Genomic DNA, 16426 nt, shown 5'->3' with positions numbered 1-16426 from the left:
GAAGCAGTCACAGGGGGCCGGATATGTCCGAGGCCAAAAAAACAAACTCGAAACTAACGCGCCGGGAAGCGTTGAAAACACTTGGACTAGGCGCGGCCAGCGCAAGTCTGCCGCTCTGGGCGCGGTATGCATCTGCGCAAACGGCCGAGCCGATCAAGATTGGCTTTCAGGTCCACCGCACGGGTATCGGCGCTGCTTATGGTCGCTGGTACGAGCGAACGACCTCCGCAGCTGCAGCATTGATCAACGAACAAGGCGGCATCAATGGCCGTCCGGTGGAAATCATCGCGGAGGATGACGGCACTGACCCCAAACGCGGAGCAGAAGTGGTCGAAAAGTTTGCGACGCAGCACAACTGCGACATCGGCTTTGGAACTCTGTTTTCTCACGTTGTGATCGGCTCCGCCCCGCGCGCCGGCGAACTGAAACTGCCATACTTCGTCGTGTCCGAAGGCCATCACGTGGCCAGTGGCATGTTGAACCGATATACGCTCCAGCCTGGTATTACCGATGTGAAAAGCCAGGTGCAGGCGATGGCACCGTTTGTATCCGAAAATCTGGGCAAGAAAGTCACAATGATCTTTCCGGATTTTGCATTCGGTCACGACCATCGCGACTTTTTCACGGCTGCTATCGAAGCGCAGGGAGGGGAAGTGCTGGAGCACATTGCCATTCCCCCAACAGAGACGTCATTTACAAAGTATTTCCCGAAAATTCCCCGCGACACAGAGGTGATCTATCACGTGATGGTGGGACCGGCGGTGCTGACTTTTGTCAAGGAGTTGGGGGAGTTTTTTGGGCCGCGGCGCCCAGAGATTTTTGGGTTCATCGATAGCCTTGAGGCCGTCGATATTGCCAGCCCGGGCCTCGAATTTCTTGAAGGGACGTATTTTTGGGAAGGCAATCCGCGGTATGCACAAGAAAATCAGTCCGACTTTGACCGCTTCTTTCGTGAACGCGTAGGTGTGGATCAAAACGGCGCGTCTGTGAGTGACCCCAAAGATGTGTCAACTTACTCGCATATGTTCGGGTGCTGGGAAACACTGCACGTCGCCAAAGCCGGAATGGAGGCTGCCGGCTATCAGGGAGCGCAGGATCGAGCCAAGTTGATTGAAGCAGTGGAAGCAATGAAGGACATGCCACATTCGATTGCTCATCCTCAGGGCGCGAAGGTGTTTAACGGCAAAACGCACCAAGTGTTTGGGCACCAGTACATCACGAAGGTCGTCGACGGAAAACTCTTACTGGTGCACACCACTTCGATCGAGGACACGTTCTATCCGGATGAAGTGGATTACACGCTTCAGACCCTTTGATCAGTTGGCCGGCTTTCGAGGCCGGCCTTCGTATATGTACGGAGAAGCGGATGGAACTTGGTCCATACTTGATGTTGGCCACGTTGGAGGGTGCGGTGGGCGCGGCCGTGCTGGCATTGATCGCGTCCGGTTTGGCGTTGGTTTTTGGAGTGATGCGCGTTGTGAATGTGGCGCACGGAGAATTTTTCATGCTGGGCGCCGTTTTGGCATGGTTTGTCGCATCCCACGTACCCGGTGGTAATTCGGCGGTCGGGTTTTTTGCCGCTTTGCTGATTGTTCCGGTTCTTGTTGGCGTGGTGGCTGCTTTGGCGGACTTCGCGATACTGCGGAGGATCAATCACAATCCAGAACGAACAATTGTCGCGACAATTGGTATACTGTATATTTTTCAGCAAGTTACGCTGATGACTTACGGCCCAGAGGCACGTCCTGTGGCGCCGCCTTTCAACAGCAGAATTGCTTTGCCCTGGATTGAAGTTGTCGAGGGGCGTCCGCAATTCTATTGGCCGTGGGGATTAAGCATCACAAGCTACAAGTTGGCTGTGATATTCGCTTCGTTGTCGGTCCTCGGGGGACTTTGGCTTTTTTTGACGAATACGCGCATGGGCTTGATTATGCGGGCGACGCAATTGGATCGTGAGATGGCGCAGGCGTTCGGAATTCCAATTGCAAGGGTATATGCCGGCGTGTTCGGGCTGGGGGCTGCACTGGCTGCGTTGGCAGCTGTGCTTGTCGTTCCAATTCAGCAGGCGCATTACCTGATGGGCGGCGATCCGTTATTGCTCAGCTTTATTGTGGTCATAATCGGCGGGCTAGGCAGCCTCCCCGGCGCGCTTCTGGCCGCATTGCTGATCGGGTTGAGCGACGGGATCATCTCGGTGTTTTTCTCGCCAACGCTGGCAAAAATTCTTGCGACATTTCTCGTGGCGATGATTTTGGTTTTCCGACCACAAGGGCTGTTCGGAGCGCGTCAACATGGATGATTTGCGCAAGTCCTGGTTGCTACATTTGGGGGTGTTGGCGTTGTTGTTGGCATTGCACTTTGTGCTGCCCGCCTATCATCAAGGCAACCTGGCAAGGATCATGGTGCTGGCAACCTTTGCGATGGGGTACAACATTCTCTTTGGCTATACGGGTCTGCTGAGCCTGGGTCATGCACTCTTCTTTGCTGCGGGTATGTACGGAATGGGTTTATCGATGGTCCATCTGGGCGTACCGGCGGGCGTGTCGGTCGGTTTCGGACTGATTGCGGGATTGGTTGTGGCCGCGACACTTGGAAGCCTCGCACTTCGCACCGAAGGAGTGGGGTTCATGATTGTCACGTTGATGTTCGCCCAGGCGGGTTATTTGACGATCTTGTATTTTGGGCAGCTTACCCGCGGGGATGAGGGGTTTGTCATTCATCAGGCCGAAAGGGTGTTTTTGTGGCTTGACCTTAGCGATCCTTCGACGCGGTATTTCGGCGCATTTTCAGTATTTTCCGTGACCTTCTTGACGCTTTTTGTCGTGGCAAGATCTTCCTTTGGACAAGTTCTGGTTGCCATTCGGGAGAACGAAGAACGCACTGTAATGTTGGGCTACAATGTTCGTCGATACAAGCTTGTGGCCTTGTTGTTGTCTGCCGGAATTTCGGCTGTAGCCGGTGCAGTATATGGCGTTTTGTTTGGCTACGTTGGAGCGACATTTGCGTCGGTCCAATACTCCATTTTTCCTTTGCTTTGGGTGCTCCTCGGGGGAGCCGGAACAGTGCTGGGGCCCTTTATTGGCACGCTCTTTATGTTCTACCTCATAGATCTGAGTTCCGGCTTCACTTCCGCTTACATGCTCATAGCAGGTGTTGTGCTTGTCGTACTCACTTTGTTTGCACCACGAGGCATTGTCGGAACAATGCGGCAGCGGTTCTGGAAGTGGATCCCATGAGCATTTTGCGTACCGAAAACCTTTCGAAGGAGTTCGATGGACTGGTTTCTGTTGATGATGTGTCGATCGAGATCCCCAATGGGCAAATTCGAGCCTTGATTGGCCCGAATGGTGCAGGAAAAACTACTTTTGTCAGCATGTTATGTGGCCGACTAAAAGCGACAAGCGGACGCGTGATTTTTGATAGCTGCAACGTCAGTGATTGGCCAGCGCATAGGCGGATTGCAACGGGTATGGGCTACACTTTCCAAATCACGTCCATTTTTCCGGACATGACAGTCCAACAGGCGGTGGCTTTGGCTGCGCGTCGAAACGCGAAGGACAAAAGGTGTGCGGTTCGCCGTGTGGCGAATGTATTGCAGCGAGTCGGGCTTGCCGATTTGCGCGACATTACTGCCGGCGACTTGAGCTATGGTCATCAAAGGTTGTTGGAGCTTGCTATGGGAATAGTCCAACAACCGAAGCTTCTTATTTTGGATGAACCAACACAGGGTTTATCGGATGACGAGATCGAGAACTTTAAAAGTCTGATCCGGGATATCGCTGGGGACACAACGGTTCTGTTGATTGAGCACAACATGAGTGTTGTCATGGAACTAGCGGATTTCATTACGGTAATGGACGCAGGTCGTGTGTTGTTTGAGGGCGTGCCACAAGCTGTTAAAGAAGATGCGGGCGTTCAAAAAGCTTACCTCGGAGCTGCCTATGTTGCGGCTTGAGAATGTAAGAGCAGGATATGACCGCGTTCAGGTCCTGAGGCATGTTTCTCTCTCGGTCAACGCAGGCGAAATCCTATGTCTGATGGGGCGAAACGGTGCAGGAAAAACCACCACCATGCGCGCAATTATGGGACTGGTGCCCGTGTCGGGGGGTAAGGTTTTCTTGCGGGAACGGGTAGTTTCAGACCTGCCGGCACATGAGGTGCCCAAACTGGGGATCGGTTATGTACCGCAAGGGCGTCGATTGTTCGGTGAACTCACTGTAGCGCAAAACCTTGAAATTGGATTGGCAGCACGCGGTTCAGGCACAGAGGTTCTTGAAGACATTGTGACGTTGTTTCCGCGACTTAAGGAGCGCTACAGGCAAAGAGCGCAGACGCTTTCCGGTGGCGAGCAACAGATGTTGGCAACCGCGCGGGCGTTGTGTTTGCGTCCAGATGTCCTTCTTCTGGATGAGCCAACAGAAGGGCTTCAGCCATCGATGATTGACGCCATCAAGGATGTGACCATCGAGATGAGAAACCGCGGTGTGTCTGTTTTGTTGGTGGAGCAGCGAGTCGATGCTGTTCTGGAAATCGCGGATCAGGTCGCATTTATGGAGCATGGTGAGGTTGTTCTGACCATGGCGGCGGAACACGTGGTCGCAGATCGCAGCGCAATCAAGCGTCATGTCGGCGTCTGAAAGGTCGTCTGTAAAGCGTCTGTATCGCGTCGGTAAAACGTCGGCGTCTCAACTAGACTAGTTTGTTGAGAAGAAGCTGAAAAATTGTCCGCTCGGCATCGTTCAGTGGTTCAAGAGTTTCGGCGGTAATTTGGCGCGCAAGTGGCTCGATCCGGTCAAACAGTTCCCAGCCCTGTGGCGTCACTTTGACATTGACACGACGGAGGTCGTCCGGAGACGGGCTGGTAGACACAAAACCCTTGTCGCGCAGGCGGTCAACGACGCCCTTTATCGTCGCTGCGTCCATGGCTGTGGCCCGTCCAAGGGCATTCTGTGACGTTTCGCCGACCTCGCACAGCCTGGCAAGTGCCGCAAATTGGGTCGGAGTCAGGTCCGGAATGTGCTTTGCAAAAATAGCCAAGTGCCGCTGATTGGCCCGACGCATGATGAACCCTATCTGGTCATCCAATCGATAGGGTGCAGACGTGTCTTTGGTCATGAAAAATCCATGCTTGTGTCGCGTGTTGACAGGTTCTTCGGGCTGACGCAGGATTTTGCTTTCTCAGCAACCTCATGCGGCCAATGCCGCGAAGCAGAAACGGCATAATGAGCAACTATCACCGTCCCGACAACCTGAAAGACGCACTGACTTTGTTGTCGGAAGACGCGCCGTTGATTGCGGCCGGGTGCACTGACCTTTTTGCCGTCACAGAAAAGCAGGAACTTGTGGGGGATATCCTCGATTTGACCGCCATTCCGGAGTTGAAGGGCATCAATCGGTCCCAAGAAGGCTGGCGAATTGGCGCTTCTACGACTTGGTCGGAAATTGCGAATGCCCGATTACCCGAGGCATTTGGCGCGCTCCAGCAAGCAGCGGTTGAAGTGGGCGGCATCCAGATTCAAAACGCTGGCACAGTTGGGGGCAACATCTGTAACGCATCTCCTGCGGCGGATGGCGTTCCTCCGTTGTTGGCGCTGAACGCCCAAGTGGAAGTCGCTTCCAAACAACGGAGACGGCGTTTGCCTTTGGGTGAGTTCTTGACCGGCGCGCGTCAGAAGGATCTTTCGCCAAGGGAAATTGTCACGGCGGTGTACATTCCCAGCGCCAGTGCACGAGGGAGAAGCGCTTTTCTCAAGCTTGGCGCACGGGCGCACCTGGTGATTTCAATGGTTATGGTCGCCGCACGCATTGCAACAAACCGCGGCGTTATCGAGGATGTATCTGTCGCTGTAGGGGCTTGTAGCCCTGTTGCCCAAAGGTTGAGAGAGCTTGAGACGGCTTTGTTGGGAAGAACCCTTCAGGAAAGTGACGCGGTTGTTGCAGACCATTTTGGAGACCGATTGACGCCTATTGACGATATCCGTGCTAATGCTGTCTATCGCAGCGAAGCAGCACGTGAATTGGTTGTCCGAGTTTTGCACATGATCGGGGAGGCCGATCAGTGAGGCTGGAAAAGTCTATTACTGTCAATGGCGTACGACGCGTAGTGAAGTCTCACCCGGGACGGCGGTTGTCCGATGTTTTGCGGGAGGAGTTGGGCCTTAAGGGGACCAAGGTCGGTTGTGACGCCGGCGATTGCGGAGCTTGTACTGTCCTTGTGAATGGCAATCCGGTGTGTGCCTGCCTGACACCAGTGGGTCAGGTTGGCGACGCCAGCGTAGAAACAATTGAAGCACTTTCCCAGCATGAGCCGAGTGCCCTACAACAGGCTTTTCATCGGCATGGCGCAGCGCAATGCGGGATATGTACTCCAGGCATGGTAATTGCTGCTGAAGGCCTTCTTCGTCGGGTCCCAAATCCGTCTCGCAAGGAAGTAGAAGATGCATTGGGTGGGGTCCTATGCCGATGCACAGGGTATGCGAAGATCATCGATGCGGTTCTGGATGTTCGGTCTGACGACAATAGGAGCGCAGAGGCACCATCTGCTGTCGGCGCGCCTTTGGCTCGCGTGGACGGCCTGTCCAAGATGGTCGGGCAAGACCTTTTTGGAGCAGATCTTGTTCCTGATGAAGCGATGTATCTGCGTGTGATACGGGCGCCAATAGTGGCTGGGACGTTCGAATTTGGCGATGTAGCGGGTTGGGAGAAACGCCATCAGGTCCGCGTTTTTTCGGCTTCGGACTTAACCGGTCGGAACAGGTTTGGTGTTTTGGAAGAATTTGCCGACCAACCTGTTCTGGCTGAACAGACTGTGCGCATGAAGGGCGATCCCGTCGCGATTGTAGCTGGCCCGAAAGAAATTGTAGAAGCATTGGATTTGAACACGTTTCCAATTGCTTGGGGCAACCACGAAGCAACGGTTGGGATTTCCTCGGGGCAACCGGTGAAAAACATCCATGATGACCGGGAAGGAAACATCCTTGTGTCGGGTCGTGTTGAAACAGGCGATGTCGCTGAGGCACTGAAGAATGCAGATTGCGTCGTAGAGGGTGAACTTCAGACCGCGCACGTTGAACATGCCTATATTGAGCCTGAGGCCGGTGCGGCGTGGATGGATGGAGACGTACTGGTCGTTCGAGCCTGCACTCAATCGCCGGGGATGGATCGCGAGAGCCTTGCTGTGGTTCTCGGCTTGGCCGAAGAGCGGGTCAAGATCGTGCCAGCAGTCACAGGTGGCGGTTTTGGCGGCAAGCTTGACCTTTCCGTGCAGCCCTTTCTGGGATTGGTGACTCTGTTGACAGGCGAGCCGACCAGAATGGTCTTCAGCCGCCGGGAAAGCATGATGACCAGCCCCAAGCGACACCCCGGGCGTTTGCGGGCAAAGATAGGTGCAAACCGTGACGGGAAGCTTGTCGGGATGCAATTTGACGCGGTTTTTGACACGGGTGCTTACAGCAGCTGGGGGCCAACAGTGGCAGTGAGGGTGCCGGTGCATGCCTCCGGGCCTTACGCCGTTCCTGCCTATCACGCGACGGCGAAAGCGTTGCATACAAACGGTCCCATTGGGGGAGCGTTTCGAGGATTCGGCGTCCCGCAGGCCGCGGCGTTGCAAGAGACGTTACTCGATGAAGTTGCGTTAAAGATTGGCATGGATCCCATTGAATTCAGGATTAAAAATGCTCTCCTAGATGGTGAGAAAAGCGTGTGTGGTCAGGTTCTGAACGGAGTTGGCATCACCGAGTGCTTGACCGCATTGAAGCCTCGTTGGGAGGCGGCGTTGAGTGAGGCCAAGTCGCTTAACGCACAATCGGATGTGGTGAAACGCGGGGTTGGTATAGCTTGTGGCTGGTATGGTTGCGGGAACACCGGCATGTCAAACCCGTCGACCATGCGTGTTGGAGTGACTCGGGCCGGACAGGTGATGCTGCACCAAGGCGCGGTCGACATCGGGCAGGGGTCCAATACTGTTATGGCACAGATGTTGGCAGAGGCACTGGGCGTGCCCGTCGGAGAGATCGAATTGGTAGGCGCGGACACCGACGTCACGCCGGATGCAGGGAAAACGTCTGCCAGTCGCCAAACCTTTGTTAGCGGACAGGCCGTCAAAACGGCAGGCGAGATATTACGCAGCAAAGTCCTGGCGCTTTGCAACGCGGGTAGTGGCGCCAAGTTGGGCTTCGGCGATGGTCGGATCACCATTGAGGATGGTGCGGAAAGCTGGTCGGTGAATCTCACTGAATTGCAAACTGACGAGCATGGATATGTTCTGAGTGCGGAGGCAACCTACGACCCGCCGACCAGCCCCTTGGACGAAAACGGGCAGGGCGCTCCCTATGCAGTTTATGGGTATGCGGCGCAGCTTGCAGAAGTGGATGTCGATTTGCGGTTGGGCACGGTGAAGGTGGTGCGCATGGAGGCCTCACACGACGTTGGACGCGTGATCAATCCGATGTTGGCCGAGGGGCAGGTGCAGGGGGGAATTGCGCAGGGCTTGGGCATGGCCCTGATGGAAGAATACGTGTCGGGTAAGACCGATAACCTGCACGATTACCTCATACCGACCACGGGTGATATGCCTGAAATCAAAACCCATTTTGTCGAATGCGCTGATCCTGAGGGTCCCTATGGTGCCAAAGGTCTGGGTGAACACGCGCTGATCCCGACGACGCCGGCAATTCTCAATGCGATCCGCCACGCAACTGGTGTGCGCATGACGCAGTTGCCCGCGAGACCGGACCGTGTGCGCGCCGCGCTAAGGCGCTAGGCCAGTTCTGCGACACGGGCGCGATGAAGCCAGTCGGCCCAGCTGAGACGCCAATCGCCCTCAAAAGTGGCCGCATCCGAGTCGGCGCGGGAGTTTCTGGAGCCAAGATCACTTATGCTGAAGCGCTGGTGGCCCTCGGCCAATGCAAATTGGGTTGTTCCCGGAAGCTTGGTGGCAATCGCTCTGGACGAATGCCAGTCTTGCGAGGCGTCTGCGATCAGGCAGCTGTTTGCTGGTGTGCCGCGCAAAGGAGTACGCGGCTGTCGGTCGAAGATATGCAACTCGGGTGCGATCAGTGTCAGGCTTTGGACGCTGTGTATTGGATCACCGCCTAAATCCACCAGGGCAGCCAACCATTTCATCGCAACCAGAGCGCCGTTTCCGATGGCAGCGAGATGCAGGGATTGTCCGGAAGAGCCCAACGCCGTGACAAGGGCATCCAGATCCTTTACCCGAGGCGCGAACCGTTCCTTTCCGCTTTGAGTCCAGAATTGGCGCCATGACACCGTCAAAACCTGATGCCCGGCAGCGTGAAGGGCTGCATAGGTGCGGGTTTCATCAGCAAATGCACGGGGCTGGCTGTGCGACGTCAATGGCATGACAACAACCACTGGCGTACCTGCAACAGTGACCGAATTTGTTGGGTGTGTCAGGACGGCATGGCGGGTTTCGGCGGCGATCAAAGATGTGCCGGCGTGCGGAAAGGAAGTTTCTGGCATAACTTTCAGTCTTGGCGCTCGGTTTATGGCTCTGCGACGGACAGGGCGGTGAAAACGAAAGCGCCGACCGTTGTGGTCGGCGCCGGCCTTGATTTCCGTGAGTGTTCAGGCGCGCAGCCTGCGATCCGCTGTCCCGCCAAGGCTAACGGGTGCGGTGATCAAGGTCGCCCTGGAGGGAGGGAGGGAGGAGGGAAAAGGCGCCCCTGATCAGTGTGGCAATGGACATCGCGTCGTCCTTGCTTGATGCTGATTTAGGGTGTTCTGGAAATTTTGAAATGTGAATTTCTCCCCAATCCTTTGGAATACCTGCCATTGGGCAATTGGCTGCACGAATTGGGGATGACGGGCGCATTTCCGCCTATGAAAAATAGGGCTTTCGGTTGCCTCATCTGGAAATTTTTCCGGCCGTACCCAGATTGCAGCCAGAGCCGCTTAACGAAATTCCTTCGGGTTGACCTCGGCGCGGGACTCATAGCTAATCTGGCGAAGGCTATGAGGGCGCGTATGCGACGTTATCTGACTGTGTTTTGGGCGGCTCTGGACCATTTCCAGCGCAAAGGCGGTTTCGTGCGAAGCTCGCACCTTGCGCTGTCGTTTATGCTGGCCCTTTTCCCGTTCTGTATCTTTGCCCTGTCCCTTGCGGCAGCTTTGAGCGCGGATGCGGATGTAGATACGGTCATCAATTTCGTTCTGGGATACTGGCCACCGGAAATCGTTGGGCCGGTGGAACAGGAATTGCGTGCGGTTTTGCAATCCGGAGCGGGATCACTGACCTTTGGAGCGGTTCTGTCGATTGTGTTTGCCACCAACGGAGTTGACGCAATTCGTGTTGTGGTCACGGAAGCCTATCGAGATGAAGATCCGCGCCCGTTCTGGCGCACCCGACTTTTGGCGCTTTTGTTTGTGGTGGTCGGTACAATTCTAATCCTGTCGACCGGTATTCTGAGCGTTGCCATCCCGTTGGTGCTGCATTTCTTTGACGATCTGGTTCCTTGGCTTGACCAGTCAATTCTGAGTAACGACCAATTTCGTCGGCTTATCACCGTCGTTTTGCTGTTGTTTTTTCTGTACGCCTGTCACCGTTGGCTGCCTGGTGTGAAACATCGGTTCCGCGACGTTGCACCAGGCGTCGTCCTGACAGTGTTTCTATGGATGGTCGCGTCCAACGGTTTTGCCTACTACATCAGCAATTTCTCCACTTATTCAGTGACTTATGCAGGGTTAGCCGGCATTATCACCGCGCTGATGTATCTTTACGTCATGAGCGCGGTTTTCGTGCTCGGGGCAGAGTTCAACGGTCAGCTTATGGCAGAGCGGAAATCGCGCTAGAGAACGGGCGCGAATAGGCGGGCGACGGGGGCAAAAATGCGTACCCAGAGCGGTTGGTGATGCAGCGGCTTGGTCAGGATCGCAGCGCGTGCGAAGTCTTCCTCAAACATGATTTCAAGGTCTTTGGCAGCACGTTCGTCAAACAGAATGGCGGTCTGTTCAAAATTCAACCGGCACGACCGGCTGTCGAGATTGAAGGTACCAACGGAAGCGATTTGGTCATCTACGAGCACGCATTTCTGGTGCATGAAGCCTTCGTTGTATTTGTAAAACCGAACGCCCGCGTCGCGCAGTTCGTCGAAATAGGCGAATGCGGCAAGCCATGTGATCCAATGATCGGCCTCTGCCGGTAAAAGTATCCGCACATCGAGACCTTTGAGTGCGGCCAATTGTAATGCGGTAATGATGTCGGGGTCGGGCACGAAGTAGGGAGAAGCGATCCAGATACGGTTCTCTGCGGCGGAAATACAGGCATTGAAGTAAAGGTTGCCGGTGTCCATTGGATCAGCGGGACCACCTGCAAGGATTAAGGCATCCTGATCTGCGTCCTGAATGTCCATGATCCAGTTCAGGTCGTCTATCAGATTTTCCTGAGTGGCCCAGTGCCAGTCTTCGGTGAAGATCAGCTGGAGTTGTTGTACCAGCGGGCCGTGGAACTGGCAGTGGGTATCGCGCCAGGCGCCAAACTTGGGGTCGCGGCCCATATACTCTTCGCCGACGTTGAGACCTCCGGTAAATCCGACATGACCATCGACGACCAAGGTTTTGCGGTGATTTCGAAAATTGACTTGAAACCGTTTGGTCGGCCCGCGCAGCGCGTTTGTATCGAGGATACGGATGCCTGCGTTGGTGAGGTCGGAGATATAGCTCCGGGAGAGTCTGGAACAGCCAACGGAGTCATAGAGAAATCGAACCGAAACGCCGCGCTTGGCGGCCGCAATCAAATGGTCGGCAAGGGCACGTCCCGTGGGGTCGTCTCGAACGATGTAGAACTGAATGAGAATGTAATCTCTTGCTGAATCAATAGCTTTGAAGATCGCATCAAAGGTTTCTTCTCCATCAACAAGCAATTCGAATTTGTTGCCTGCCAGAACCGGACTGGCAGCGACGGTTTCAAACAACTTCGCATCACGCGTTTGTCCGGTCGGTTTTGGCGGCAGTGCGAGGCGGGCGGAATTGATCGCTGTTACAACGTCCTGACTGTCTCGGCGTGCGGACACGTATCCGCGGACCTTTGAGTGACCCAGAAAGAGGTAGGAGACCACCGCAAAGTACGGCGCGGCCACCAGGAAAACTACCCAAGCAACGGCCCCCTGAGGGGTGCGGGAATGGGTCAAGGCGCGGAAGGCAAAAATCACCGCAAGCACCTCGAGAAGAACAACAAAAAGAAGGGGGAGAGTGAACACGTCTGGTCAGCCTATGTTGCGGGACGGCGCGGTCGGTTCCGTTTGACAGTGCCGCTGGTCCGGCTAGTTTGGCGTGAAATTGAGGGGGAGGAAAGCGTTATGGAAACCATCAGCGCCTTGTTTGCGGCACGCGTTGCGGAATTTGAGACGTTTCCTTTACTCGTGGTACCGGCAGATGCATCACGTAGCTATCACCCCGAAGGCGTATGCTGGAGCTATGGAGAGGTCGGCCAAAAGGTAGATGCACTTGCTCGCGCTTTGGCCAACGCAGGCTACGGTCATGGCCACAGGATTGCCGTTCTTCTTGGCAACCGTCCCGAAATGATGGTTTGGAAGTTGGCGCTTGCCCGCTTGGGGATCAGTTGGGTTCCGGTCAATCCGGATTACAGACCCGCAGAGGTCGCCTATCTCTTGCAAGACAGCAGCGCAGTTTTGGCCGTGACCACTGGTGATTTGCTGGATTTGATGCAGGAGGGGCTGACACAGAGCGGTCGGGAAATCCCCTTGGTGGAACTTTCGGAAAATACGCCTGAGTTCCCTCAGTCCGCCACATCTGTGCCGCGACAGAATGCCGTGTCCGGCGAAACCGAAGCCAGTTTGATCTACACCTCCGGCACGACTGGCCGGCCGAAAGGGTGCATGTTGAGCCATGACTACGAAGTTCAGATGGGAACATGGTATGCGGGTCGGGGTGGGTTGATCCGGTTCGAAGCCGGCGAAACGCGGGTGTATTGCCCGTTGCCGTTGTTTCATGTGAACGCCGCGATCCTTTTGTTCTTTGCGGTTATGGAAACAGGCAGCGCGCAGATTATGCCTGAACGCTTTAGCGCGAGTTCTTGGTGGCGGGAGATCGTGGAAACCGAGGCGACGGCCGCGCACTACCTTGGAATTGTGATCCCGGCTTTGATGAACCGCGCTCCGGATGAGTTTGAAAGTAAACACAAAATAGAGTTCGCCGTCGGTGCAGGCGTGGAGCCAACGCTGCACCGTCCATTTGAAGAGCGCTTTGGATTTCCCCTGATAGAAGTCTGGGGCATGTCAGAAATGTGCCGCTTGCTGGGAGACTACGAAAACCCTCGCAGCATTGATACGCGCGCGATTGGCAGACCGCAGGCTGGTCTTGAGGTGCGGGTGGTCGACGACCAAGACAACGAGGTGCCTCGTGGAACGGCTGGTGAGATGGTTTTGCGTCACAGTGCGGCGACACCTCGCAAGGGTGCGTTTTCGGGGTACCTGAACCTGCCTGAAGAAACTGAAAAAGCCTGGCGCGGGGGATGGTTTCACACCGGAGACACGGTCACGATGGACGAAAACGACATGATTTACTTTGTCGATCGCAAGAAAAACATCATCCGTCGGTCAGGCGAAAACATTGCTGCCGCCGAGATCGAAGCTTGCCTGCAGGACCACCCGAATGTTGAGCGAGTTGCCGTTATAGCGGTCTCGGACGACATGCGGGATGAAGAGGTTATGGCTTGCGTTCAGAGTATTTCTCGTGACGACGAAGTCGCGGCCAAAGAACTCTTTGATCATTGCTTTGAGAGATTGGCCTATTTTAAGGCGCCCGGTTGGCTACGGTTTGTACCAGAAGTGCCTGTCACGGGTACGCAGAAGGTTCAGAAACACGCAATGTTTGCCGAAGGTGAGAATCCGACAGAGAGTGCATACGATTTTCGCTCATTGAAGAAGCGCGGATAAGAGGCTGATTTAGAACGGAAAAGATATCAGTTCTGAGGGCCTATTTTACCGAGCGCAACGCTGGCGGACTTGAGGGCCACTGACGAAGCAAAGTGGTCGATCAGGGAACCTGCAAATTTGCTCTACACACTGATGCCGAGTTGCCAGCTTTTGGTTCAGTAGGACCATGTCATTTGGATTCAGGGCACACCGAAGGACGAGGGGCTTACAACATTGCGGCTGGTAACCTTGGCGCCAGAGTAAGCGGAGCAACCGGAGGACTATTGGGAGAAAAACCATCAAATTACGATGGTGACTTTGATGGAAGATTTCGAGTTGGGCGAGGAAATCCAGGCTGGATTTGCAAGTCGAGGCAACCGGAGCCATCTCTTTGGACGGTTTGAAGATGCGCTCAACCGGTTCAATTTGTCGGTTGAGGAATTGATCAGCGGATAGAAAAAAGGCGGGCGCCAAGCCCGCCTTTCATCTGGTTCACTGAAAGATCAAGCCCGACGGCGCCGGCGACGACCGCCGCGACCGCCTTCTTCACCTGCTGCGGCGGGCGGCTTGTTGAAGCGGATCCATTCTGCACCGCCATCGTCGTTATTGGTCAGGAAGTTGGCGGCGCGGATGGCCTCCATTTCCTTGCCTGCCTTTGGCTTGGTGGAGCCGAGGCCGAACATGGCGCAGAAGGCTTCGTCATCCATATCTGCTGGAAGGATGATGCCTGCCGCTTCCACTTCGGCTTTCTTTTCTGCGAGCTTTTTGGGGCCAACGGGTAGGGCGATCGGGTTCATGATCGCCGACGTCATGCCTGTTGCCATCGCCATGGGCAGGAAGGCGTTGTTGATGCCGTGACGGTTTGGCAGCCCGAAGGAAATGTTGGACGCACCGCAAGTGGTGTTCACGCCCAATTCGTTACGCAGTCGGCGGTTCAGTTCGAAAACCTGCAGGCCGGCAGTGCCCATCGCCCCGATCGGCATCACAAGCGGGTCGACGACGATATCATGCGCCGGAATGCCGAAATCGGCGGCGCGTTCGACGATTTTCTTTGCCACGGCAAAGCGGACTTCCGGGTCTTCTGAGATACCGGTGTCATCGTTCGAGATGGCAACCACGGGCACGTTGTATTTCTTCACGAGCGGAAGGACCATTTCGAGGCGCTCTTCCTCGCCAGTTACTGAATTCAGCAACGGGCGGCCTTTGGCGGCTTCAAGGCCAGCTTCGAGGGCGCCGGGTACGGAGCTGTCGATACAGAGCGGGCAATCGGTCACTTCCTGCACTTTTTCGACCAGCTGGCGCATCAGGTCCGGCTCGACGAAGTTGTTGTCAGCGTAACGTGGGTCTTCGGCCATTTTATTGGAGAAGACGGCTCCGGAATTGATGTCCAGAACTGTGGCGCCAGCTGCGACCTGTGCAAGTGCGTCAGACTGAACGCGGGAAAAATCACCGGCCTCGAGCTCGGCGTTCAGGATCTTGCGGCCCGTCGGGTTGATGCGCTCTCCAATAACCGTGAAGGGCTGGTCAAAACCCATGATCGCGGTTTTGGTTTCGGATTCGATAATTGTGCGGGTCATGCGCTGTCCTTAATTCGCGTTTGCAGGCTGCGTTGCAGCGCCGCCATTTTCGATGGCCCAGTTGGCATTGGTCTTGATGCCGCCGAGGGGGAAGAAGTGCACCGACTCAATGTTGAAGTCGGGGTTTGCTGCCTTGTGGGCGGCGAGTTCGGTGAGAACGTCGGTCGGTTCGTAGGGCAAAAGCAATTTGGAGACGTCCATCGCGCGCTTCTGCAGCACTTTGAGAGACGGGCCCACGCCGCAAGCGATAGCAAATTTGATCAATGTTTGCAGTTTCGCCGGACCTGCAATGCCGATGTGGATCGGGATATCGACGCCAGAGGCCTTTACACCGTTGGCCCATTCGATGATCGGACCGGCCTCGAACGCGAACTGGGTCGCAAGGGCCATTTGGGCGTCTGTACGCTGGGAAAACTCCTGTTTCCACTGAAGCGCCGCGTCCACATTTGCGGACCCGCCCGATGGATCGATGTCCTTGTTTCCCTCTGGGTGACCGGCCACGTGCAGGCGGGTAAAGCCCGCCTTGTCAAACAAGCCGGTGTCAAGAAGCTGCATGGAGTCGGAAAACTCACCGTGTGGTTCTGCGACGCCACCTGCGAGCATCAGAGCCTGTTTCACGCCGGCTTCGCCCTGATACATGGCGATCCAGTTTTCCAGTGTGGCCTTGTCCTTGATGATGCGCGCCGGGAAGTGGGGCATGACATCATATCCCTCGTTCGCGATACGCTTGGCGGTGGCGACCATGTCCTCGATCGGGGTGCCTTCGATGTGGGCGATGTACACGCGGGTACCAGCAGGCAAAAGCGCGCGGAAGTCTTCGACCTTGGCGGCGGTGCGAGGCATCACTTCAATGGAATACCCCTGAAGGAAGGCCTCCATTTCAGGTGTCGAGGTGGTGGTCTCGTCGCTCTTGCGCTTGAAATTCAACAAAGCCATTGCGGCCTCCCAGATGGAGGG

14 protein-coding genes and 1 pseudogene are annotated in these 16426 nt (G+C 55.6%); 10 read left to right on the top strand and 5 right to left on the bottom strand.

Features of this window, described 5'->3' with window-relative positions:
• The first annotated feature begins 23 nt into the window (after positions 1-23).
• The 5 genes from BXY66_RS07550 to BXY66_RS07530 are packed head-to-tail and all read left to right on the top strand — an operon-like array spanning position 24 to position 4637.
• Positions 24-1316, top strand: a complete 1293-nt coding sequence (locus BXY66_RS07550; RefSeq protein ID WP_132859531.1) for an ABC transporter substrate-binding protein — start codon at positions 24-26, stop codon at positions 1314-1316.
• Positions 1317-1366: 50 nt separating this feature from the next.
• Positions 1367-2299 (top strand): branched-chain amino acid ABC transporter permease, encoded by a 933-nt coding sequence (locus BXY66_RS07545; protein ID WP_132859530.1) that lies wholly within the window; start codon positions 1367-1369, stop codon positions 2297-2299.
• A complete protein-coding gene (locus BXY66_RS07540; RefSeq protein WP_132859529.1) occupies positions 2292-3236 on the top strand; it encodes a branched-chain amino acid ABC transporter permease in 945 nt (314 codons plus the stop codon). The genes BXY66_RS07545 and BXY66_RS07540 overlap by 8 nt, the downstream gene beginning before the upstream one ends.
• Entirely contained in the window at positions 3233-3955 is a 723-nt protein-coding gene (locus tag BXY66_RS07535; RefSeq protein ID WP_132859528.1) for an ABC transporter ATP-binding protein, read from the top strand. Before BXY66_RS07540 ends, BXY66_RS07535 begins: the two co-directional genes overlap by 4 nt.
• Positions 3942-4637 carry an ABC transporter ATP-binding protein gene (locus BXY66_RS07530; RefSeq protein WP_132859527.1) on the top strand — a complete coding sequence of 232 codons (696 nt, stop codon included), beginning with the start codon at positions 3942-3944 and terminating at the stop codon, positions 4635-4637. The genes BXY66_RS07535 and BXY66_RS07530 overlap by 14 nt, the downstream gene beginning before the upstream one ends.
• A gap of 52 nt (positions 4638-4689) precedes the next feature.
• On the opposite strand, the gene BXY66_RS07525 is transcribed toward BXY66_RS07530, so the two are convergent.
• Positions 4690-5115 carry a MarR family winged helix-turn-helix transcriptional regulator gene (locus BXY66_RS07525; protein WP_132859526.1) on the bottom strand — a complete coding sequence of 142 codons (426 nt, stop codon included), beginning with the start codon at positions 5113-5115 and terminating at the stop codon, positions 4690-4692.
• Positions 5116-5222: 107 nt separating this feature from the next.
• Here BXY66_RS07525 and BXY66_RS07520 point away from each other — a divergent pair, with 107 nt between their 5' ends.
• Positions 5223-6062 (top strand): FAD binding domain-containing protein, encoded by an 840-nt coding sequence (locus BXY66_RS07520; protein WP_132859525.1) that lies wholly within the window; start codon positions 5223-5225, stop codon positions 6060-6062.
• Positions 6059-8761 (top strand): molybdopterin-dependent oxidoreductase, encoded by a 2703-nt coding sequence (locus tag BXY66_RS07515; RefSeq protein WP_132859524.1) that lies wholly within the window; start codon positions 6059-6061, stop codon positions 8759-8761. Before BXY66_RS07520 ends, BXY66_RS07515 begins: the two co-directional genes overlap by 4 nt.
• Here the strand turns inward: BXY66_RS07515 and BXY66_RS07510 are convergent.
• Complete coding sequence (locus tag BXY66_RS07510; protein WP_132859523.1) at positions 8758-9480, bottom strand: hypothetical protein; 723 nt, start codon at positions 9478-9480, stop codon at positions 8758-8760. The two genes, BXY66_RS07515 and BXY66_RS07510, sit on opposite strands and share 4 nt — an antisense overlap.
• 504 nt (positions 9481-9984) lie before the next feature.
• Here BXY66_RS07510 and BXY66_RS07505 point away from each other — a divergent pair.
• Positions 9985-10809 carry a YihY/virulence factor BrkB family protein gene (locus BXY66_RS07505; RefSeq protein WP_165929119.1) on the top strand — a complete coding sequence of 275 codons (825 nt, stop codon included), beginning with the start codon at positions 9985-9987 and terminating at the stop codon, positions 10807-10809.
• Here BXY66_RS07505 and cls read toward each other — a convergent pair.
• Positions 10806-12215 carry a cardiolipin synthase gene (gene cls, locus BXY66_RS07500; protein ID WP_132859521.1) on the bottom strand — a complete coding sequence of 470 codons (1410 nt, stop codon included), beginning with the start codon at positions 12213-12215 and terminating at the stop codon, positions 10806-10808. The genes BXY66_RS07505 and cls overlap by 4 nt on opposite strands.
• 99 nt (positions 12216-12314) lie before the next feature.
• On the opposite strand from cls, the gene BXY66_RS07495 reads away from it, so the two are divergent.
• Complete coding sequence (locus BXY66_RS07495; protein WP_165929118.1) at positions 12315-13913, top strand: AMP-binding protein; 1599 nt, start codon at positions 12315-12317, stop codon at positions 13911-13913.
• A gap of 273 nt (positions 13914-14186) precedes the next feature.
• Positions 14187-14348: pseudogene (locus tag BXY66_RS07490) on the top strand (hypothetical protein); the annotation flags it as partial.
• Between the two features lie 47 nt (positions 14349-14395).
• Here the strand turns inward: BXY66_RS07490 and BXY66_RS07485 are convergent.
• The gene (locus BXY66_RS07485) at positions 14396-15469 is read right to left on the bottom strand and encodes a methyltetrahydrofolate cobalamin methyltransferase (protein WP_132859518.1); all 1074 of its coding nucleotides are present in this window, start codon (positions 15467-15469) and stop codon (positions 14396-14398) included.
• A 9-nt stretch (positions 15470-15478) separates the two neighbouring features.
• Positions 15479-16405, bottom strand: a complete 927-nt coding sequence (locus tag BXY66_RS07480; protein WP_132860376.1) for a methylenetetrahydrofolate reductase — start codon at positions 16403-16405, stop codon at positions 15479-15481.
• Positions 16406-16426 lie beyond the last annotated feature (21 nt).

The sequence above is a fragment of the Shimia isoporae genome (genome assembly GCF_004346865.1).
Taxonomy (GTDB): domain Bacteria; phylum Pseudomonadota; class Alphaproteobacteria; order Rhodobacterales; family Rhodobacteraceae; genus Shimia; species Shimia isoporae.
The sequence above is the reverse complement of the archived record's forward strand: the minus strand, read 5'-3'. Positions and strand labels throughout refer to the sequence as shown.